At 64.1% G+C, this 17,866-nt stretch carries 22 protein-coding genes, 1 tRNA gene and 1 pseudogene; 21 read left to right on the top strand and 3 right to left on the bottom strand.

From position 1 onward, the window contains the following. Positions 1 to 31: 31 nt before the first annotated feature. From hisH to tatC, 12 genes and pseudogenes are all read left to right on the top strand, one after another. Positions 32 to 715, top strand: a complete 684-nt coding sequence (gene hisH, locus AvAM_RS09495) for an imidazole glycerol phosphate synthase subunit HisH (protein WP_137746821.1) — start codon at positions 32 to 34, stop codon at positions 713 to 715. 84 nt (positions 716 to 799) lie between these two features. Further along, positions 800 to 1,540: a 1-(5-phosphoribosyl)-5-[(5-phosphoribosylamino)methylideneamino]imidazole-4-carboxamide isomerase gene (gene hisA, locus AvAM_RS09490; RefSeq protein WP_124510365.1), complete on the top strand. Its 741-nt coding sequence runs from the start codon at positions 800 to 802 to the stop codon at positions 1,538 to 1,540. A 128-nt stretch (positions 1,541 to 1,668) separates the two neighbouring features. Beyond that, positions 1,669 to 2,448 (top strand): imidazole glycerol phosphate synthase subunit HisF, encoded by a 780-nt coding sequence (hisF, locus tag AvAM_RS09485; protein ID WP_137746820.1) that lies wholly within the window; start codon positions 1,669 to 1,671, stop codon positions 2,446 to 2,448. After that, complete coding sequence (locus tag AvAM_RS09480) at positions 2,448 to 3,029, top strand: hypothetical protein (protein ID WP_249368033.1); 582 nt, start codon at positions 2,448 to 2,450, stop codon at positions 3,027 to 3,029. Before hisF ends, AvAM_RS09480 begins: the two co-directional genes overlap by 1 nt. Positions 3,030 to 3,260: 231 nt before the next feature. After that, a complete protein-coding gene (hisI, locus tag AvAM_RS09475) occupies positions 3,261 to 3,659 on the top strand; it encodes a phosphoribosyl-AMP cyclohydrolase (RefSeq protein ID WP_171012192.1) in 399 nt (132 codons plus the stop codon). A 5-nt stretch (positions 3,660 to 3,664) separates the two neighbouring features. Continuing rightward, positions 3,665 to 4,063 carry a phosphoribosyl-ATP diphosphatase gene (locus AvAM_RS09470; RefSeq protein ID WP_137746818.1) on the top strand — a complete coding sequence of 133 codons (399 nt, stop codon included), beginning with the start codon at positions 3,665 to 3,667 and terminating at the stop codon, positions 4,061 to 4,063. Next, positions 4,060 to 4,446: a hypothetical protein gene (locus AvAM_RS09465; RefSeq protein WP_137746817.1), complete on the top strand. Its 387-nt coding sequence runs from the start codon at positions 4,060 to 4,062 to the stop codon at positions 4,444 to 4,446. The genes AvAM_RS09470 and AvAM_RS09465 overlap by 4 nt, the downstream gene beginning before the upstream one ends. Continuing rightward, positions 4,439 to 5,489: pseudogene (locus tag AvAM_RS09460) on the top strand (patatin-like phospholipase family protein). Before AvAM_RS09465 ends, AvAM_RS09460 begins: the two are co-directional and overlap by 8 nt. 164 nt (positions 5,490 to 5,653) lie before the next feature. Beyond that, positions 5,654 to 6,010, top strand: coding sequence for a histidine triad nucleotide-binding protein (locus AvAM_RS09455; RefSeq protein WP_108618233.1), 357 nt, complete (start codon positions 5,654 to 5,656; stop codon positions 6,008 to 6,010). A 108-nt stretch (positions 6,011 to 6,118) separates the two neighbouring features. Next, on the top strand, positions 6,119 to 6,358 hold the full coding sequence (gene tatA / locus AvAM_RS09450; protein ID WP_137746816.1) for a Sec-independent protein translocase subunit TatA: 240 nt from the start codon (positions 6,119 to 6,121) through the stop codon (positions 6,356 to 6,358). A 62-nt stretch (positions 6,359 to 6,420) separates the two neighbouring features. Beyond that, on the top strand, positions 6,421 to 6,882 hold the full coding sequence (gene tatB, locus AvAM_RS09445) for a Sec-independent protein translocase protein TatB (RefSeq protein ID WP_137746815.1): 462 nt from the start codon (positions 6,421 to 6,423) through the stop codon (positions 6,880 to 6,882). 68 nt (positions 6,883 to 6,950) lie between these two features. Then, complete coding sequence (tatC, locus tag AvAM_RS09440) at positions 6,951 to 7,745, top strand: twin-arginine translocase subunit TatC (RefSeq protein ID WP_137746814.1); 795 nt, start codon at positions 6,951 to 6,953, stop codon at positions 7,743 to 7,745. A 346-nt stretch (positions 7,746 to 8,091) separates the two neighbouring features. On the opposite strand, the gene AvAM_RS09435 is transcribed toward tatC, so the two are convergent. Next, complete coding sequence (locus AvAM_RS09435) at positions 8,092 to 9,243, bottom strand: trypsin-like peptidase domain-containing protein (RefSeq protein ID WP_137746813.1); 1,152 nt, start codon at positions 9,241 to 9,243, stop codon at positions 8,092 to 8,094. 270 nt (positions 9,244 to 9,513) lie between these two features. On the opposite strand from AvAM_RS09435, the gene AvAM_RS09430 reads away from it, so the two are divergent. Together AvAM_RS09430 and pdxA are read left to right on the top strand one after the other, a co-directional pair. Continuing rightward, positions 9,514 to 10,275 carry a Nif3-like dinuclear metal center hexameric protein gene (locus AvAM_RS09430; protein ID WP_137746812.1) on the top strand — a complete coding sequence of 254 codons (762 nt, stop codon included), beginning with the start codon at positions 9,514 to 9,516 and terminating at the stop codon, positions 10,273 to 10,275. A 122-nt stretch (positions 10,276 to 10,397) separates the two neighbouring features. Further along, the gene (gene pdxA, locus AvAM_RS09425) at positions 10,398 to 11,426 is read left to right on the top strand and encodes a 4-hydroxythreonine-4-phosphate dehydrogenase PdxA (protein ID WP_137746811.1); all 1,029 of its coding nucleotides are present in this window, start codon (positions 10,398 to 10,400) and stop codon (positions 11,424 to 11,426) included. A gap of 162 nt (positions 11,427 to 11,588) precedes the next feature. Here pdxA and mscL read toward each other — a convergent pair whose 3' ends face one another. Further along, the gene (gene mscL, locus AvAM_RS09420) at positions 11,589 to 12,020 is read right to left on the bottom strand and encodes a large conductance mechanosensitive channel protein MscL (protein ID WP_137746810.1); all 432 of its coding nucleotides are present in this window, start codon (positions 12,018 to 12,020) and stop codon (positions 11,589 to 11,591) included. 151 nt (positions 12,021 to 12,171) lie between these two features. Here mscL and petA point away from each other — a divergent pair, with 151 nt between their 5' ends. The 6 genes from petA to AvAM_RS09390 all read left to right on the top strand — a co-directional run bounded on the left by petA (position 12,172) and on the right by AvAM_RS09390 (position 16,406). Further along, a complete protein-coding gene (petA, locus tag AvAM_RS09415; protein WP_137746809.1) occupies positions 12,172 to 12,771 on the top strand; it encodes a ubiquinol-cytochrome c reductase iron-sulfur subunit in 600 nt (199 codons plus the stop codon). A 14-nt stretch (positions 12,772 to 12,785) separates the two neighbouring features. Beyond that, positions 12,786 to 14,198 (top strand): cytochrome bc complex cytochrome b subunit, encoded by a 1,413-nt coding sequence (locus tag AvAM_RS09410; RefSeq protein ID WP_137746808.1) that lies wholly within the window; start codon positions 12,786 to 12,788, stop codon positions 14,196 to 14,198. Between the two features lie 17 nt (positions 14,199 to 14,215). After that, positions 14,216 to 14,977 (top strand): cytochrome c1, encoded by a 762-nt coding sequence (locus tag AvAM_RS09405; protein ID WP_137746807.1) that lies wholly within the window; start codon positions 14,216 to 14,218, stop codon positions 14,975 to 14,977. Between the two features lie 109 nt (positions 14,978 to 15,086). Then, on the top strand, positions 15,087 to 15,698 hold the full coding sequence (locus AvAM_RS09400; protein WP_005794209.1) for a glutathione S-transferase N-terminal domain-containing protein: 612 nt from the start codon (positions 15,087 to 15,089) through the stop codon (positions 15,696 to 15,698). A gap of 55 nt (positions 15,699 to 15,753) precedes the next feature. Continuing rightward, positions 15,754 to 16,281, top strand: coding sequence for a ClpXP protease specificity-enhancing factor (locus AvAM_RS09395; protein WP_137746806.1), 528 nt, complete (start codon positions 15,754 to 15,756; stop codon positions 16,279 to 16,281). A 49-nt stretch (positions 16,282 to 16,330) separates the two neighbouring features. After that, positions 16,331 to 16,406: transfer RNA gene (locus AvAM_RS09390), tRNA-Thr, on the top strand. Between the two features lie 44 nt (positions 16,407 to 16,450). Here the strand turns inward: AvAM_RS09390 and AvAM_RS09385 are convergent. Then, entirely contained in the window at positions 16,451 to 16,750 is a 300-nt protein-coding gene (locus AvAM_RS09385; RefSeq protein WP_137746805.1) for a hypothetical protein, read from the bottom strand. Between the two features lie 32 nt (positions 16,751 to 16,782). Between AvAM_RS09385 and AvAM_RS09380 the strand changes: the two genes are divergently transcribed. Next, complete coding sequence (locus AvAM_RS09380) at positions 16,783 to 17,745, top strand: M23 family metallopeptidase (RefSeq protein ID WP_137746804.1); 963 nt, start codon at positions 16,783 to 16,785, stop codon at positions 17,743 to 17,745. Positions 17,746 to 17,866: the final 121 nt, after the last annotated feature.

Raw genomic sequence — 17,866 nt, 5'->3', positions numbered from 1 at the left:
GCTACCGCCTGATGGATAAGCGCTAGCAGCTATGAATATGGAAGCAAAAACCGTCGCGGTCGTGGACTACGGCATGGGCAACCTGCGCTCCGTCTCGCAGGCCGTGTTGGCCGCCGCACAGGGCACGGGCTGGACCGTGGTCGTCACCCAGCGCCCCGAAGACGTGCGCGCCGCGCAGCGCATCGTGCTGCCCGGTCAGGGCGCCATGCCCGACTGCATGCGCGAGCTGCGCGAGTCCGGCTTGCAGGAATCGGTGCTCGAAGCCGCTGCCAGCAAGCCGATGTTCGGCGTGTGCGTGGGCATGCAGATGCTGCTGGACCACAGCGCCGAAGGGGACACCCCGGGCCTGGGCCTGATCCATGGCGACGTGCGCAAGTTCGACCTGGCGGGCCGCACCCAGGCCGATGGCAGCCGTTTCAAGGTGCCCCAGATGGGCTGGAACCAGGTGCGCCAGATGGCCCACCCCCACCCTGCGGGCGGCGTGGCCGTGCACCCTGTCTGGGCCGGTGTGCCCGACAACAGCTATTTCTACTTTGTGCACAGCTTCTATGCCCTGCCGCAGGATCCCGCCCACTGTGCGGGGCAAACCGACTACGGCGGTTTGTTTGCTGCGGCCATTGCACGCGATAATATTTTTGCGACGCAATTCCACCCGGAGAAAAGCGCGGAACACGGCCTGGCCCTGTACCGCAACTTTCTGCACTGGAATCCCTGATTTTCCAACCACCCCTTCCTTCCCCTTCAACCACCCCGTTCGGGCTGTGCCGAGACCAGGCCTCTCCCCCGAACCCCCACCACCATGCTGCTTATCCCCGCCATCGACCTCAAAGACGGCCACTGTGTACGCCTCAAACAAGGCGATATGGACCAATCCACCACCTTTGGTGAAGACCCCGCCGCCATGGCGCGCAAGTGGGTGGATGCGGGCGCACGCCGCCTGCACCTGGTGGACCTGAACGGCGCCTTTGCGGGCGTGCCCAAGAACTACGGCGCCATCAAGTCCATCCTCAAAGAGGTCGGCTCCGATATTCCTGTGCAGCTCGGCGGTGGCATCCGTGACCTGGACACCATCGAAAAATACATCGACGGCGGCCTGCGCTACGTGATCATCGGCACGGCGGCCGTGAAGAACCCTGGCTTCCTCAAAGATGCGTGCAGCGCCTTCGGCGGCCACATCATCGTGGGCCTCGACGCCAAGGACGGCAAGGTGGCCACCGACGGCTGGAGCAAGCTCACCGGCCACGAGGTCGTGGACCTGGCCAAGAAGTTCGAGGACTGGGGCGTCGAGTCCATCATCTACACCGACATCGGCCGCGACGGCATGCTCTCGGGCATCAACATCGACGCCACCGTCAAGCTCGCGCAGGCGCTCTCCATCCCCGTGATCGCCTCGGGCGGCCTGTCGAACATGGCCGACATCGAACAGCTGTGCGCCGTGGAAGGCGAGGGCGTCGAGGGCGTGATCTGCGGTCGCGCGATCTACAGCGGCGACCTGGACTTTGCCGCTGCGCAAGCGCGCGCCGACGAGTTGAACGGCTGAGACAGATACCCCCTGAGCGGCAGCGCCGCCTCCCCCTGGGGACGCGCCAGTGGCCTGGCGAAGCCCGTTCCACGGCGTCTGCTGGCCTCGGCGGCGCCCCACCCACGAATCGCTGACTGACTACCGACATGCTTGCCAAACGCATCATCCCCTGCCTCGACGTCACCGGAGGCCGCGTGGTCAAGGGCGTCAACTTTGTCGAACTGCGTGACGCGGGCGACCCGGTCGAGATCGCCGCGCGCTACAACGCGCAGGGCGCCGACGAACTCACGTTTCTCGACATCACCGCCACCAGCGATGGGCGCGACCTGATCCTGCACATCATCGAGGCCGTGGCCAGCCAAGTGTTCATTCCCCTCACCGTGGGGGGCGGTGTGCGCTCGGTCGAGGATGTGCGCCGCCTGCTCAATGCGGGCGCAGACAAGACCAGCTTCAACTCCGCCGCCATCGCCAACCCCGACCTGATCAACGCCGTGTCGGCCAAGTACGGTGCGCAGTGCATCGTGGTCGCCATCGACGCCAAGCGCCGCCAGGGCGATGACCTGGCCGCGCGCGGCGAGGGCTGGGACGTGTACAGCCACGGCGGGCGCAAGAACACGGGCCTGGACGCCGTGGCCTGGGCCACCGAAATGGCGCGCCGTGGCGCGGGCGAGATCCTGCTCACTAGCATGGACCGCGACGGCACCAAGTCCGGCTTTGACCTGGCCCTCACGCGCGCCGTGAGCGATGCGGTGAGCGTGCCCGTGATCGCCTCGGGCGGCGTGGGCAACCTCGACCACCTGGCCGACGGCGTGCAGCAGGGCGGGGCGGATGCCGTGCTGGCGGCCAGCATCTTCCACTACGGCGAATACACCGTGGGCCAGGCCAAGCAGCGCATGGCCGAACGCGGGATTCCGGTGCGGCTGTAATGGCGCGGTTCGCGGGCGCCTGCGGGGCGCTGGCCGCCCTGGCTGCTGTGGCCTTCATGGCCACGGCGCTGCCCGCTGCGGCCCAGGTGCCGCCCCCGTCATACGCCAGTTTTTCTGAGCGCCTGCCTTGTGTGCACCGCATCGGCCGGTGTTTTGACGCCACCATCGGCGGCAAGCGGGTGGACGTGATTGCTGACAAGGCCGAATTCGACAAGCTCAAGGCCCTGCTGCAAACGCTCAACCGCAATGTGCGCGACGTGCACTGGATCGTGCGCGAGCCCGTGCCGGGCGCCCAGGCGCTGGATGTGGAAACCCGTGCCACCGCGCAGGGGCTGCCCCATGTGGGGGACGAGCAGGAAGAGCCCGATGTGATCGTCTACGCCCTGGATGGCCAGGACCTGGACAGCGAATCCGAGCTGGTGGCCCAGCAAAGCGTGCGCATCAACGGCCAGCCGGTGGTGACGCAGCAGGAAACCCTCACGCAGGACTTCCTGCCCCCGGGCCGGTATGCCTTCGCCATCAAGTACCTGGGGCGCAAGAACTGGGACCGCAAATGGGTCTTCCTGACTGTGGCTCCATAGTTAGAAGGTAAAACGGCTCTCCCGCGCGCTGGGCAAGCGTTGGTAGCTATCATTTTTGAATGGATGTGTGGCGGGCCGGTTGCGCTGCAGCAGGGCCCGGTGCCTGCGATCCGGTGGGGGCGGTTTACTCATGTTTTGATAGCTGACAGGGCTTGATGGTCGCGCCCAAAGGGCAAAAAAACCGCGTCCCCCGGTGCCTGCTGCAAAGGCCCGCCGGGCAAATCACCGACAATCCCCGCCATGAACTGGCTCAACGAAGTGAAATGGGATGCGCAGGGCCTGGTGCCCGTGATTGCGCAAGAGCAGGGCACGGGCGACGTGCTGATGTTTGCGTGGATGAACCGCGAGGCCCTGCAGAAAACCGCCGAACTCGGCCGCGCCGTGTACTTCAGCCGCTCGCGCAAGAAGCTGTGGTTCAAGGGCGAAGAATCGGGCCATGTGCAGACCGTGCACGAGATCCGCCTCGACTGCGACAACGACGTGGTGCTGCTCAAGGTCACCCAGCAGGGCCACGAACCCGGCATCGCCTGCCACACCGGCCGCCACAGCTGTTTCTTCAGCGTGCTCAAGGACGGCGCCTGGACGCCAGTCGATCCGGTCTTGAAAGACCCCGAATCCATCTACAAATAGCACCCATGAGTTCCAACGATTCCCTCGCCCCCGCGTCGCAAGACGCGCTCGCGCGTTTGGCCGCCGTCATTGAAAGCCGCAAGCCTGCCAATGGCGGCGACCCTGCGACGAGCTATGTCTCGCGCCTGCTGCACAAGGGGCCGGACGCCTTCCTCAAGAAGATCGGCGAAGAGGCCACCGAGGTGGTGATGGCGGCGAAGGACGTAGACCATGGCGCGGACAAGTCCACGCTGGTGTACGAGGTGGCGGACCTGTGGTTCCACTCCATGGTGGCGCTGGCCCACTACGGCCTGACGCCCGCCGACGTGCTGGCCGAGCTGGAGCGCCGCGAGGGCACCAGCGGCATCGAAGAAAAAGCCTTGCGCAAGGCCGATGCGCGTGCCACCGAGGAGGGTTCTTCATGAGCGATATCGTCGATGTGCAGACCAACGACCAGAAGGCCCAGGGCCTCAAGAACGTTGGCTGGGTCAGCTATGTGCTGCACCTCATCGTGGCCGTGGGGGCGGTGCTGCCGGGGGCACAGGCCAGCGCACTGCTGCTGGTGATTGCGCTAGTGATCGACTTGGTCAAGCGCGGCGATGCCGAAGGCACCTGGCAGGCCAATCATTTCTCCTGGCGCATCCGTTCGACGATCTGGGTGGGTGTGCTGTACATCGTGACTGCACCCCTGTGGCTGCTGCTGATTGCGCCGGGCTGGATTGCCTGGGGCATCATTTCGCTGTGGTTCCTGTACCGCATCGTGCGCGGCATGCTGGCCATGAGCAACAACCGGGCGGTGGATGCCTGAAGCCCCCGCAGCCCCGCTGCCGCGCCTGAACCTGGCCCTGCAAGGCGGCGGTTCGCACGGTGCGCTCACCTGGGGCGTGCTGGACGCGCTGCTCGAAGACGGGCAGTGGCAGTTCGATGGCGTGAGCGGCACCAGCGCCGGCGCCATGAATGCCGTGGCGCTGGCTCACGGCTTTGCCACAGCCGCCAAGGAACACAAAGACCCGCATGAGGCGCACCAGGCCGGTTGCCAGCAGGCGCGCGACACCCTCACCCGCCTGTGGGAGGGCGTGGGCACGCTGGGCAGCCTGATGTGGGGCTCGCCCCTGTCGGCCGCCAACCCCATGCTGGGCATGATCAGCCAATGGCTCTCGCCCTACCAGACCAACCCGCTCGACATCAACCCGCTGCGCCGCCTGCTGGAGCGCGAGGTGGACTTTGACCTGCTGTGTTCCGAGCGTCGCGCGATCAGCGCCGCAGGCGGGCCCAAGGTGTTTGTGTGCGCCACCAATGTGCGCACGGGGCGCGGCGAGATCTTCTCCGGCCCCCGGCTCAGCGCCGATGCGGTGATGGCTTCGGCCTGCCTGCCGCTGCTGTTCAAGGCGGTAGAGATCGACGGCCAGCACTACTGGGACGGCGGCTATTCGGGCAACCCCGCGCTGCACCCGCTGATCTACCAGACCGAAACCTCCGACATCCTGCTCGTGCAGATCAACCCCATCGAACACCTGGAGCTGCCCCATACCGGCCCCGAGATCATGGAGCGCATGAACGAGGTCACCTTCAACGCCAGCCTGCTGGCCGAGATGCGCGCCATCGAGTTCGTGCGCCGCCTGCTGGCCGAGGGCAAGCTGGACCCGCGCCGCTACAAGAGCGTGCGCATGCACCGCATCGACGGCGGCGCCGTGCTCGCGCCCTTCGGGGGCAGACAGCAAGACCCGCGCGGACCTTCCCTTTGTGCGCAAGCTGTTCGCGCTGGGCCGCACGGCCGGGCAGGAATGGCTGCAGGCGCACCGCAAGGATGTGGGCGTGCGGCCCTCCATCAAGATCGCTGAAAATGCGTGAAGCCCCCTGTGTCGCCTGCGGCGCCTTCCCCCTCAGGGGAATGCCACCCGTGGCCTGGCGGAGCCAGTTCCACGGTGGCACTGGTCTCGGGTACGCCGGTTTCAATCGCTTTGGGGGCCGAGCAGCGCCCGCTGAACTGTTAACTTCGTTTTGACATTTTTTCCATGCACGATCCGAACTGCCTTTTCTGCAAGATCATCGCGGGCCAGATTCCTTCGAAGAAGGTCTATGAGGACGAAGAAATCTTCGCCTTCCACGACATCCACCCCTGGGCGCCGGTGCATTTCTTGATGGTTCCCAAGCTGCATATCCCTTCGATGGCCCAGGTCACTGCCGAGCATGCGGGCGTGCTGGGGCGCATGATGGCGCTGGCCCCGAAGCTGGCCCTGGAGCAAGGCTGCAACCCGTACCCCGAGGGTGGCTTTCGCGTCGTGGTAAACACCGGTCTGGAAGGCGGACAGGAAATCCACCACCTGCATGTCCACGTGATGGGCGGCCCCCGTCCGTGGCTTAAAGGCTGACCCAGGCTGACGGCGCGAGCCGGTGGTTTCCCGCTCTTGGGGGCCTGTGTGCCGAACTTTGGTCACAGCCCCCGTCTAAAATGGTTGCAATTCGTTAGGAGATATTCCATGGGCTCTTTTTCCATCTGGCACTGGCTGATTGTGCTGCTGATCGTTGTCATGGTGTTTGGCACCAAGAAGCTCAAGAACATGGGCTCCGACCTCGGGGGCGCCGTCAAGGGCTTCAAGGACGGCATGAAGGACGGCTCCACCCCTGACAACGCTGCAACGCCTCCCGCAGGTCAGGTGGCCAACAGCCAGGCCAGCGACAAGACCACCATCGATGTCGAAGCCAAGCAAAAGAGCTGAGCCGCTGTGGCTGCTGACCGGCACACGCTGCACTCTGTTTTGCCTTTGCGCCTGATCCATCCATGATTGATATCGGCCTGTCCAAGATGGCGCTGATCGGCGCCGTGGCGCTGATCGTCATCGGCCCCGAAAAGCTGCCCCGTGTGGCGCGCACCGTGGGCATGCTGCTGGGCAAGGCCCAGCGCTACGTGTCCGACGTGAAGGCCGAGGTCAACCGGTCGATGGAGCTGGACGAACTCAAGAAGATGAAGGACACGGTCGAGAACGCCGCACGCGATGTGCAGAGTTCCATCCAGACCAGCGCCAGCGAGTTCGAGAAGGACTGGGCCGAAGCCACCGACACCGCCACTGCTGCCCTGAACGAGCAGACCACGGTGGTGCCTGCCTACAAGCACCCGGGCAAGAACTGGCGCCTCAAGCGCGGTGCCGTGCCCCAGTGGTACAAGTCCAGAAGCGGTGTGCGCACCAAGGCGCAGTCGGGCGCGGCGCGCGTGGCCCGCTTCCGCCCCCAGAAATTCCATTGACGATGATGCCGCGCGGACTTTTGTGCGCGGCGCTGCATGGGCGCCCTGTGCGCCCCTGAAAACCCACCATGTCCGAAACCCCCACCAAAGAAGACGAGCTGGCCGGCACCGAGCAGCCGTTTGTGCAGCACCTGATGGAGCTGCGCGACCGGCTGGTCAAGGCCATGATCGCCATCGCGATTGCGGCGGCGATCCTGTTCTTCTTCCCCGGCCCTGGCGCGCTGTATGACTTTCTGGCGGCGCCCCTGGTGGCGCATCTGCCCAAGGGGGCCACGCTGATCGCCACCTCGGTGATTTCGCCCTTCATGGTGCCGCTCAAGATCTTGCTGATGTCGGCCTTCTTGCTGGCGCTGCCGTTTGTGCTGTGGCAGGTGTGGGCCTTTGTGGCGCCCGGCCTGTACTCGCACGAGAAGAAACTGGTGCTGCCGCTGGTGATCTCCAGCACGCTGCTGTTCTTCATCGGCGTGGCGTTTTGCTATTACCTGGTGTTTGGCCAGGTGTTCGCGTTCATCCAGAGCTTTGCACCCAAGAGCATCACGGCCGCGCCTGACATCGAGGCCTACCTGAGCTTTGTGCTGTCGATGTTCCTGGCCTTTGGCCTCGCGTTCGAAGTGCCTATCGCCGTGGTGGTGCTGGCCCGCATGGGCGTGGTCAGCGTGCAGAAGCTGCGCGAGTTCCGGGGCTACTTCATCGTGGTCGCCTTCGTGATCGCCGCCGTCGTCACCCCGCCCGATGTGGTATCTCAGCTGTCGCTGGCCATCCCCATGTGCATCCTGTACGAGGTGGGCATCTGGGCGGCACAGATCTTCATCAAGCACACCAAGGCGCCGGAAGAAGCGGAAGAGTCCGCCTCGGCCTCCTGAAGTTCTCAACGCCGGGGGTGTACAAAGCAACCCCTGGCGCACCCTGCGCCAGCACATGCGTGGGGCAAGCTGAGCGGGTCAAGGCCACAGCGGCCTGTGCCCGCCTCTGACCCTGTTTGGGTGGCTGATTTTGAATAAAGTTGGCCGTTACCGCGCATCTATAAAGCACTTGTAGCTATATTTTTAATAGCTAAAAGTGCTTGTCTTGGATCTGCCACCGCCAGTGATGGTGATTCCTGTGGGCGTCGTCTTGGGCCAGGACAGGGCAGGGTGGGGCAGATGCGTTTGCCCTGCAGTCCGGGCCACGCCACGGGGCGGGGCCTGCCCGCTCGCTGCTCCCTCCCGCTTATCGCCGGATATTGCGCTGCTGCGGCCGGGGGCGCACGCCGGGGTTGATGCTCAGCTCCACCAGCTTGTCCCCGCGCTGCACGTTGAAGGCCGAGCTGGTGCCGGGCTTGAGTGCCGCCACGGCGCTCAGCAGCTCGGACACATTGCCCACCTTCTTGCCATCCACCTGCACGATCACGTCGCCGGGCCGCATGCCTGCTTGGGCGGCGGGGCCGTCCTGCAGCACGCCGGTGATGATCACGCCCTCGGTGGCCTTCTTCACGCCAAAGGTCTCGGCCAGTTCGGGCGAGAGTTCGTTGGGTTCCACGCCGATCCAGCCGCGCGTGACCTGGCCGTCCTTCACGATGCCGTCGAGCACCATGCGCGCCGTGGACACGGGAATGGCAAAGCCGATGCCCATGCTGCCGCCCGAGCGCGAGTAGATCGCGGTGTTGATGCCCATGAGGTTGCCGTTCACGTCCACCAGCGCGCCGCCCGAGTTGCCGGGGTTGATGGCCGCGTCGGTCTGGATGAAGTTCTCGAAGGTGTTGATGCCCAGCTGGCTGCGGCCCAGCGCGCTCACGATGCCGCTGGTCACCGTCTGGCCCACGCCGAAGGGGTTGCCAATGGCCAGCACCTGGTCGCCCACGTCCAGCCCGTCGGAATTGCCCAGCACGATCACGGGCAACTTGTCGAGCTCGATCTTGAGGATGGCCAGGTCGGTGTCGGGGTCGGTGCCGATCACCCGCGCGCGGGCGCGGCGGCTGTCGGTGAGGGTGACTTCAATCTCATCGGCGCCTTCGACCACATGGTTGTTGGTGAGGATGTAGCCATCGGGGCTCACGATCACGCCGCTGCCCAGGCCGGCCTGCGCCTGGCTACCCTGGTCGCCAAAGAAAAACTGGAACCAGGGGTCGTTGCTGCGCGGGTGGCGCACTTCCTTGCTGGTGTTGATGCTGACCACGGCCGGTGCGGCCTTGCGCGCCGCGCCGCTGAAGCTGCCCGCTGCGGGCTGGGAGGGCGGCGTGGCGGGCGCCTCCAGCAGCGCAATGCCCGCCCCTGAGCGCGTGGTGCCCCGGCCCAGCCAGTCGGGCTGGAGCGTGGCGACAACAAAATAGGCCGCAACGAGCACCGTCACGGTCTGGGAAAACAGCAGCCAGAGTCGTTTCATGAAATTCACGTGCCAATGCACGTACGAGGTGGTGGGCGATGGAGCGTGGACGCGGGCCGGGCGCCACGCATGGGCGGCTGCGGCGCGCTGTCACGGCGGCATTGTCCCCCATGTGGGGGTGGGTCCACCGAATCCAAGAAATCCACAACGGGCCTGGGCTGCAGCGGGTTCGCGGCGGCGTTGCCTGCCTTGCTATGCATCTCCTCGCAGTCCCTTCGCACCACCAATGTCTCTGACGCAGTGGCCGGGGCTGCGCGCGACAATAGCGCCATGAGCATTTCTCGCCACCAACTTTTGCAGGCGTTCGACGGCCTGCTGCAACCCGAGCGCTTCAAGGACTACGGCCCCAACGGCCTGCAGGTCGAGGGCAAGGCCGAGATCCAGCGCGTGGTGAGCGGCGTGACCGCCAGCCGCGCCCTGATCGAGGCTGCCATTGCTGCCCGCGCAGACGCCATCTTTGTGCACCATGGCCTGTTCTGGCGCGGGCAGGACGGCCGCATCACGGGCTGGATGAAGCAGCGGCTGCAATTGCTGCTGGCGCACGACATCAACCTGTTTGCCTACCACCTGCCGCTCGATGCCCATGCCGAGCTGGGCAACAACGCGCAACTGAGCCGGGTGCTGGGTTTTGCCGCCGATGCGCGGTTTGGCGAGCAGGACCTGGGGTTCTCCGCGCCGGCGTCTTTTGCGAGCGGCCAGGCCCTGGCCGACCATGTGGCGCAGGTGCTGGGCCGCGCCGTGACGCTGGTACAGCCCGCGCCAGACGGCGCGCAGCGGCCCATCCGACGTGTGGCCTGGTGCACCGGGGGCGCCCAGGGGTATTTCGAGTCGGCCATTGCAGCGGGTGCCGATGCGTTCATCACCGGTGAAATCTCCGAACCCCAGGCCCACCTGGCGCACGAGATGGGCGTGGGCTTCATTGCCGCCGGGCACCATGCCACCGAGCGCTACGGCGCGCCCGCCGTGGCCGCCCATGTGGCAGCGCAGTGCGGGCTGGACCACCAGTTCATCGAGATCGACAACCCCGCGTAGCTGCCCGCTTGGCTGTTGCATCCCGCGTCGGTTGCCCACGCTGCGCGGGTGTTTGCTCACTTATTCATAGCTATCAAGGCTTTCTGATAGCGCGGTAGCGGCATAAAACCTTCGAGAGAACCATGTACACCATCGCCATCACCCAGGGAGACCCCGCCGGCATCGGTCCCGAGATCGTGGCCAAGGCCTTCCGCGACGCGCCCGAGGTGCTGCGCCATTGTTTTGTGGTGGGCGATGTGGCCACGCTGCGGCGTGCGGCGCAGGCCATTGCGCGGCCGGGTGTGGGGGGCTTGCCGGTGGCTCAGATCAGTGCACCGCAAGAGGCGCTGGCCATGCCCCCGCGCTGCGTGCCTGTGCTGCCAGTGCCGGGCATTCCGGGCCCTCAGCCCTGGGGCCAGGTCAGCGCCGCAGCGGGGCGGGCGGCGGCTGATTGCGTGGTCTGGGCGGCCCGTGCTGCATTGCGCGGTGAGGTGGCGGCGATGGTCACCGCGCCGCTGCACAAGGAGGCGCTGTCTGCTGCGGGCGTGGATTTTCCTGGGCACACCGAGCTGCTGCAAGCCGAGGCTGCAGCCCACCAGGGCGTGCCGCTGGCCCGCATGCCCGTGCGCATGATGCTGGCCAACGACGAGCTGCGCACCGTGCTGGTCAGCATCCATGTGTCGCTGCGCGATGCGCTGGCGGCTGTCACGCACGACAACGTGCTGCAGACGCTGCAGATCACCCATGCCGCCCTGCTGCGCAGCCTGGGCCGTGTGCCGCGCATCGCAGTGGCGGGGTTGAACCCGCATGCGGGCGAGGGCGGCCTGTTTGGCCGCGAGGAGCTGGAGATGATCGCCCCAGCCATCGCTGCAGCACGCGCCCAGGGGCTGGATGTGCATGGTCCGTTTGCGCCCGACACGGTGTTCATGCGCGCACGCAGCACGCCACAGCGCGCGGGCGAGTTCGATGTGGTGATCGCCATGTACCACGACCAGGGCCTGATCCCGGTGAAGTACCTGGGGGTGGACAAGGGGGTGAACGTGACGCTGGGCCTGCCCCTGGTGCGCACCAGCCCCGACCACGGCACGGCGTTTGACATTGCAGGGCAGGGCATTGCCGACGCATCCAGTCTGGTGGAGGCGGTGCACATGGCCCGCCAGTTGTCCACGTAGCAGGTCGGTGTTTATGCCGCCCATCGGCAACAGCCTGCGAAACTGACGCGGCCAAAGCGAGTGCCCCGCGCAAGGGCAGCCCCGCCGCGCTGGGGGCGTCCCCCTCCCGCATGGCGCAGCCATGCGAGAGAGGGGGAAGGCGCGAAGCGACTCAGGGGGTGTTTACTTTTTCAAGCTGTCCCGGATTTCGCGCAGCAGCACGATGTCTTCTGCGGGGGCTGCAGGGGCTTCAGGCGCGGGTGCCGGGGCTTCGCGCTTGAGGCGGTTGATCTGCTTGATCATGATGAAGATGATGAACGCCAGGATCAGGAAATTGACGCCCACCGTCAAAAAGTTGCCATAGGCAAACACCGGCACCCCGGCCTTCTTGAGCGCATCCAGCGTGGTGCCCGTACCTGGCGGGATCGTGCCCAGCACCACAAACAGGTTGGAAAAGTCGAGCTTGCCGAACACCAGGCCGACCACCGGCATGATGAGGTCGGACACGACAGAATCCACAATCTTGCCGAAGGCGCCACCGATGATGACCCCCACGGCGAGGTCCACCACATTGCCCTTGACCGCAAATTCCCTGAACTCTTGCATCATCCCCATGTTGTTGCTCCTTGTGCGAATGGATGTTGATGCGGGAGTATTGCTCAGCACAATGGGCTGTCAAGACAGACGAACGCGTTGAAATAACCATTTTCACTCCGCTACAATTCGCGGTTGACCCCAATCTAGCGATGATCAATCGAGGATCCCCATGAGTGACACTCCAATCGACTCCAGCAAGCGGACGTGGATCATCACGTCAGCATGTGCTGGTGCGGTGGGCGGCGTGGCAACTGCCGTCCCTTTCGTGAGTACCTTCCAGCCTTCCGAGCGCGCAAAAGCCGCCGGGGCTGCGGTAGAGGTGGATATCTCCGCCCTCAAGCCTGGAGAAAAAGTCACCGTGGAGTGGCGCGGCAAGCCCGTCTGGATCATCAAGCGCACGCCCGAGCAGCTCGCAGAGCTGCCCAAACTCGATAGCCAGCTGGCCGACCCCAAGTCCGAGCGCAAGCCTTCCGAGCTGACCCCCGAGTACGCGCGCAACGAGGCGCGTTCGATCAAGCCGGAGATTTTTGTGGGTGTGGGCATCTGCTCGCACTTGGGTTGCTCGCCGTCGGACAAGTTCCAGACCGGCGCACAGCCGTCGCTGCCCGACGACTGGAAGGGTGGCTTCCTGTGCCCTTGCCATGGATCCACGTTCGACATGGCCGGCCGCGTGTTCAAGAACAAGCCCGCGCCCGACAACCTTGAAGTTCCTCCGCACATGTACCTGTCCGACACGCGCCTCGTGATCGGTGAAGACAAGAAGGCTTGAAGGAGCACGACGACATGGCTGAATTCAAGGAAATCTCTCCCAACGCCTCGGCAGGCGCCAAGGTCACGAACTGGTTCGAGAACCGCTTCCCGACCGCGTTCGATGCCTACAAGGTGCACATGTCGGAGTACTACGCTCCGAAGAACTTCAACTTCTGGTACATCTTTGGCTCGCTGGCCCTGGTGGTGCTGGTGATCCAGATCGTGACCGGCATCTTCCTGGTCATGCACTACAAGCCAGACGCCAACCTGGCGTTCGCTTCAGTCGAGTACATCATGCGCGATGTGCCCTGGGGCTGGCTGATCCGCTACATGCACTCCACGGGCGCTTCGGCGTTCTTTGTGGTGGTGTACCTGCACATGTTCCGGGGTCTCATCTACGGTAGCTACCGCAAGCCGCGCGAACTGGTCTGGATCTTCGGCTGCGCGATCTTCCTGTGCCTGATGGCCGAGGCCTTCATGGGCTACCTGTTGCCCTGGGGCCAGATGTCCTACTGGGGCGCTCAGGTGATCGTGAATCTGTTCGCTGCCATCCCCTTCATCGGTCCTGATCTGGCTCTGCTGATCCGTGGCGACTATGTGGTGGGCGATGCGACGCTGAACCGCTTCTTCAGTTTCCACGTGATCGCCGTGCCGCTGGTGCTGCTGGGCCTGGTGGTGGCGCACTTGCTGGCGCTGCACGATGTAGGCTCCAACAACCCCGATGGCGTGGAAATCAAGGGCCCCAAGGCGCCCAAGGATGCCAACGGCAAACCGCTGGACGGCGTGCCCTTCCACCCCTACTACACGGTGCATGACATCTTCGCGCTGAGCATGTTCCTCATGGCCTTCACGGCAGTGGTGTTCTTCGCACCCGAGTTCGGTGGCTACTTCCTCGAATACAACAACTTCATCCCTGCGGATCCGCTCAAGACCCCTGCGCACATCGCGCCGGTCTGGTACTTCACGCCGTTCTATTCGATGCTGCGTGCCATCACCACCGAAATGATGTATGCCCTGATTCTGTGTGTGGTGGCGGGTGCGGGTTTTGGTGTGCTCAAGGCCAAGCTGCCCAGCTTCATCAAGACCGGCATCGTGGGCGTGGCCCTGGTGGTGGTGGCCATGATGCTGTCCATCGATGCCAAGTTCTGGGGCGTGGTCGTGATGGGTGGTGCTGTGATCATCCTGTTCTTCCTGCCTTGGCTGGACTTCAGCCCGGTCAAGTCGATCCGCTACCGTCCTGACTGGCACAAGTACCTGTATGGCATCTTTGTGATCAACTTCCTGATCCTGGGCTATCTGGGTGTGCAGCCGCCATCGCCGATCGGCGAGCGTGTGTCGCAAGTGGGTACCCTGTTCTACTTCGGCTTCTTCCTGCTGATGCCCTGGTGGAGCCGCATTGGTGAAACCAAGCCCGTGCCTGACCGCGTGACCTTTGTGGCGCACTGAGCCTGGAGACAACAACAATGAAGAAAATCATCCTCACGTTGATCGCCGCTGTGGGCCTGGTTGCCGGTGCAGCCCATGCTGCCGGTGGCGATACCATTGCCTGGGACAAGGCGCCCAACAAGACCAACGACCTGGCTTCGCTGCAAAACGGCGCCAAGGTGTTCGTCAACTACTGCCTGAACTGCCATTCGGCTGCGTTCATGCGCTTCAACCGCCTGCGTGATATCGGTCTGACCGAGCAGCAGATCAAAGACAACCTGCTGTTCACGACCGACAAGGTCGGCGAGACCATGAAGGCGTCCATCGATCCCAAGCAGGCCAAGGAATGGTTTGGTGCGAATCCGCCCGACCTGACCGTGATCGCGCGTTCGCGTGCTGGCCACGGTGGCACGGGTGCTGACTACCTCTACACCTTCCTGCGCACCTTCTACCGTGACGAGACCAAGGCCACGGGCTGGAACAACCTCGCTTTCCCGAGCGTGGGCATGCCCCATGTGCTGTGGGAAATGCAGGGCGACCGCCGCCCCGTGTTCGAAGAGCATGAAAGCCACGGCCACAAGACCCAGGTCTTCAAGGGCTGGGAGCAGGTCAAGCCTGGGACCATGACTACGCTGCAGTTCGACCAGACCGTGGGTGATCTGGTGAACTACCTGCAGTGGATGGGCGAGCCCGCCCAAAACACCCGCGTGCGCGTTGGCGTGTGGGTGCTGATTTTCCTCGGCGTTTTCACTCTCGTTGCCTGGAGGCTGAACGCAGCTTTCTGGAAGGACGTGAAGTAACAGCACGAGCCGCCAATCCTTGATCGGGCGCCCTTCGGGGTGCCGCTGGATTGTTTGCAGAGTGGGCGCTTTGGGCTCCCACTCTTTTGATTTTTAGGAGCCTCCCACCATGATGGTGCTTTACTCGGGTACGACCTGTCCCTTCTCCCACCGCTGCCGCTTTGTCCTGTTCGAAAAGGGCATGGACTTCGAAATCCGCGATGTGGACCTGTACAACAAGCCCGAAGACATCAGCGTGATGAACCCGTATGGCCAGGTGCCCATCTTGGTCGAACGCGACCTGATCCTGTACGAGTCGAACATCATCAACGAGTACATCGACGAGCGCTTCCCCCATCCACAGCTGATGCCTGGAGATCCTGTGGACCGTGCCCGCGTGCGTCTGTTCCTGCTGAACTTCGAAAAAGAGCTGTTCGTGCATGTGAACACGCTCGAATCGCGCGCGACCAAGGGCAACGAAAAGGCGCTGGAAAAGGCCCGCGCCCATATCCGCGACCGCCTCACGCAGTTGGCCCCTGTGTTCCTCAAGAACAAGTACATGCTGGGTGACAACTTCTCGATGCTGGACGTGGCCATCGCCCCGCTGCTGTGGCGTCTGGACTACTACGGCATCGACCTGTCGAAGAATGCGGCTCCGTTGCTCAAGTATGCCGAGCGCATCTTCTCGCGCCCGGCCTACATTGAGGCACTGACGCCGTCCGAAAAGGTCATGCGCAAGTAAGCTGCGGTTTGTCTACATTCCTTCCCATCCACGCCGCTGGCATACATCCATCCCAATGACCGCACAGGAATCCACCTCCACGCGCCCGTATCTCATTCGTGCCTTGTACGAGTGGTGCACAGACAACGGGCTCACGCCCTATGTGGCTGTGCGCGTGGACGATTCCGTGCAGGTGCCGCGTGAGTATGTAAAGGATGGCGAGATCGTGCTCAACATCAGTTTTGATGCCACGAGTGCGCTGCAGCTGGGTAATGACTTCATTGAATTCAAGGCCCGCTTTGGTGGCAAGCCCCGTGAGATCCTGGTGCCCGTAGGCCGGGTGATCGCGATCTATGCCCGTGAAAATGGCCAGGGCATGGCGTTCCCTCCGCCAGTGGACATGTTGGCGGGCGGGGATGTGCCTCCCGTGCTGGCGTCTGCGCCCGCGCCCGCGAGCCCTGCGGTGGCGGCGCCTGCATCGGCAGAGGACCGGGTGGTTCAGCTGGTGGGCAGTGACGACGGCGCCAAAGATGACGGGGGCGATGCTCCCCGGCCTCCACCTGTCTCTGGTGGTGCGCGCCCGTCCCTCAAGCGCGTCAAGTAGCGCTGCTTTCGATTTTTGGGCTGTATTTACAGGATAAAATACTGCCTTCGCCGGTTTAGCTCAGTTGGTAGAGCACCCGCCTTGTAAGCGGTAGGTCGTCAGTTCGATTCCGACAACCGGCACCATTTTTCTTGCTTTCTTCTGCATTCCCTGGTTCTGGCGTTGACCGTCAGGTTTGAACTTTCAGGCGAATCGCGTTAACCTCCCACCCCCGACTGCGCAGATGCGCCTGCAACGCAGGCAGCAGTTGGCGTATTTTTGCCGCTGCGGCATTGCTCTTGACTAGCAGGCACCAGCTGTCCCCATCGATGGGGCCGGCCTGGATGGCTGGACGCAAGGCTGCGGGTATCAGCAATTCAATGGCCTTGAGCCGATCACTGGAGTCGCGTGTCAGCGCTGTGAGCCTGGCCAGCGTGGGAGATTCCGCGCTGGCTTGCTGCACAGTGACAGCGTGGTGGCGGCGATTCATGGTGTGGCGTCTTCGGGCGTGGGGAATTCGTAGTGCATTTGATTATCACGGACGCCAGGTTGGCGCGCAGCCGGGCCATTCATCTGTCGGGCGCGCGCCTGCTTCTGGCGGGCTTGGCGTTGTCGCTGTGTCTCATGCTGGTGGCAGCCACCTTGTACCACTGGGTTTTTCTGAAGGGCGCGCGGGAGGGTTGGCCTATTGTTGGCTCCCTCGTGCGGCTGGTGGTCAAGGATGAGTTTGCCGAGCGTGACCGCTTTATGCGTGCCAACCTTGATGCCATGGCGCGCCGCGTGGGTGAAATGCAGGCGCGCATGGTGCAGCTGGAATCGCTGGGGGAGCGTGTCCTGGGTCTGGCTGGTATGGCGCCGGGTGATCTCCAGAAGGCGGACGCGCGTGGTGGCGCGCTGGTCAGCGCCCACAATCTGTCAATGGAAGAGCTGCAGGCCACGCTGGATGAGCTGGAGCGCCTGACCAGCCAGCGTGTGGATCTGATGACGGTGCTCGAATCCCGGCTGTTTGACCAGCACATCCGCAAGAAGATGGTGCCGACCCACGCGCCTGTGACTGGGCGGGCCGCAGGATCGGGGTTTGGCTGGCGACTGGACCCGATCACAGGCCAGTCGGCCTTGCACACCGGCCTGGACTTTCAGGCGGACACCGGAACCCCCATCCTGGCGGCCGCAGGGGGTGTGGTGGTGACGCAGGAATACCACCCAGCCTACGGCAACATGATCGAAGTGGACCATGGCAACCAACTGATCACTCGCTACGCCCATGCCTCGCGTACCCTTGTGAAGCAAGGGGACATCGTGCGCCGGGGGCAGAAGATTGCCGAGGTGGGCACCACGGGGCGGTCTACCGGGCCCCATCTGCACTTTGAAGTGCTGGTGCAGGGCGTTTTTCAGGACCCCCAGAAATTTCTGAGTGCCGGGGGCACGGCCACCAATGCACAGGTGGCCACTGCACAGGGGCCCGGGGCCACCCCGGGCAGGTAAAATCACGGGTCCGGTGTTCATTGCCTGGGTTGCAAACCCGGCCAAAGGACCCACCTGAACTCAATTCATCTTAGGGATTTCGGTCGCTTGGCGCGCTGATTGCAGCGGGCAAGCGGTCCTG

The organism is Acidovorax sp. NB1 (genome assembly GCF_005405905.1).
Lineage (GTDB): Bacteria > Pseudomonadota > Gammaproteobacteria > Burkholderiales > Burkholderiaceae_C > Acidovorax.
The sequence above is the reverse complement of the archived record's forward strand: the minus strand, read 5'-3'. Positions and strand labels throughout refer to the sequence as shown.

Excerpts from the sequence above, each read along its gene's own strand:
- hisH (WP_137746821.1), top strand. The coding sequence starts at position 32 with ATGAATATGGAAGCAAAAACCGTCGCGGTCGTGGACTACGGCATGGGC.
- hisA (WP_124510365.1), top strand. The coding sequence starts at position 800 with ATGCTGCTTATCCCCGCCATCGACCTCAAAGACGGCCACTGTGTACGC.
- hisF (WP_137746820.1), top strand. The coding sequence starts at position 1,669 with ATGCTTGCCAAACGCATCATCCCCTGCCTCGACGTCACCGGAGGCCGC.
- AvAM_RS09480 (WP_249368033.1), top strand. The coding sequence starts at position 2,448 with ATGGCGCGGTTCGCGGGCGCCTGCGGGGCGCTGGCCGCCCTGGCTGCT.
- AvAM_RS09470 (WP_137746818.1), top strand. The coding sequence starts at position 3,665 with ATGAGTTCCAACGATTCCCTCGCCCCCGCGTCGCAAGACGCGCTCGCG.
- AvAM_RS09465 (WP_137746817.1), top strand. The coding sequence starts at position 4,060 with ATGAGCGATATCGTCGATGTGCAGACCAACGACCAGAAGGCCCAGGGC.
- AvAM_RS09455 (WP_108618233.1), top strand. The coding sequence starts at position 5,654 with ATGCACGATCCGAACTGCCTTTTCTGCAAGATCATCGCGGGCCAGATT.
- tatA (WP_137746816.1), top strand. The coding sequence starts at position 6,119 with ATGGGCTCTTTTTCCATCTGGCACTGGCTGATTGTGCTGCTGATCGTT.
- tatB (WP_137746815.1), top strand. The coding sequence starts at position 6,421 with ATGATTGATATCGGCCTGTCCAAGATGGCGCTGATCGGCGCCGTGGCG.
- tatC (WP_137746814.1), top strand. The coding sequence starts at position 6,951 with ATGTCCGAAACCCCCACCAAAGAAGACGAGCTGGCCGGCACCGAGCAG.
- AvAM_RS09435 (WP_137746813.1), bottom strand. The coding sequence starts at position 9,243 with ATGAAACGACTCTGGCTGCTGTTTTCCCAGACCGTGACGGTGCTCGTT.
- AvAM_RS09430 (WP_137746812.1), top strand. The coding sequence starts at position 9,514 with ATGAGCATTTCTCGCCACCAACTTTTGCAGGCGTTCGACGGCCTGCTG.
- pdxA (WP_137746811.1), top strand. The coding sequence starts at position 10,398 with ATGTACACCATCGCCATCACCCAGGGAGACCCCGCCGGCATCGGTCCC.
- mscL (WP_137746810.1), bottom strand. The coding sequence starts at position 12,020 with ATGGGGATGATGCAAGAGTTCAGGGAATTTGCGGTCAAGGGCAATGTG.
- petA (WP_137746809.1), top strand. The coding sequence starts at position 12,172 with ATGAGTGACACTCCAATCGACTCCAGCAAGCGGACGTGGATCATCACG.
- AvAM_RS09410 (WP_137746808.1), top strand. The coding sequence starts at position 12,786 with ATGGCTGAATTCAAGGAAATCTCTCCCAACGCCTCGGCAGGCGCCAAG.
- AvAM_RS09405 (WP_137746807.1), top strand. The coding sequence starts at position 14,216 with ATGAAGAAAATCATCCTCACGTTGATCGCCGCTGTGGGCCTGGTTGCC.
- AvAM_RS09400 (WP_005794209.1), top strand. The coding sequence starts at position 15,087 with ATGATGGTGCTTTACTCGGGTACGACCTGTCCCTTCTCCCACCGCTGC.
- AvAM_RS09395 (WP_137746806.1), top strand. The coding sequence starts at position 15,754 with ATGACCGCACAGGAATCCACCTCCACGCGCCCGTATCTCATTCGTGCC.
- AvAM_RS09385 (WP_137746805.1), bottom strand. The coding sequence starts at position 16,750 with ATGAATCGCCGCCACCACGCTGTCACTGTGCAGCAAGCCAGCGCGGAA.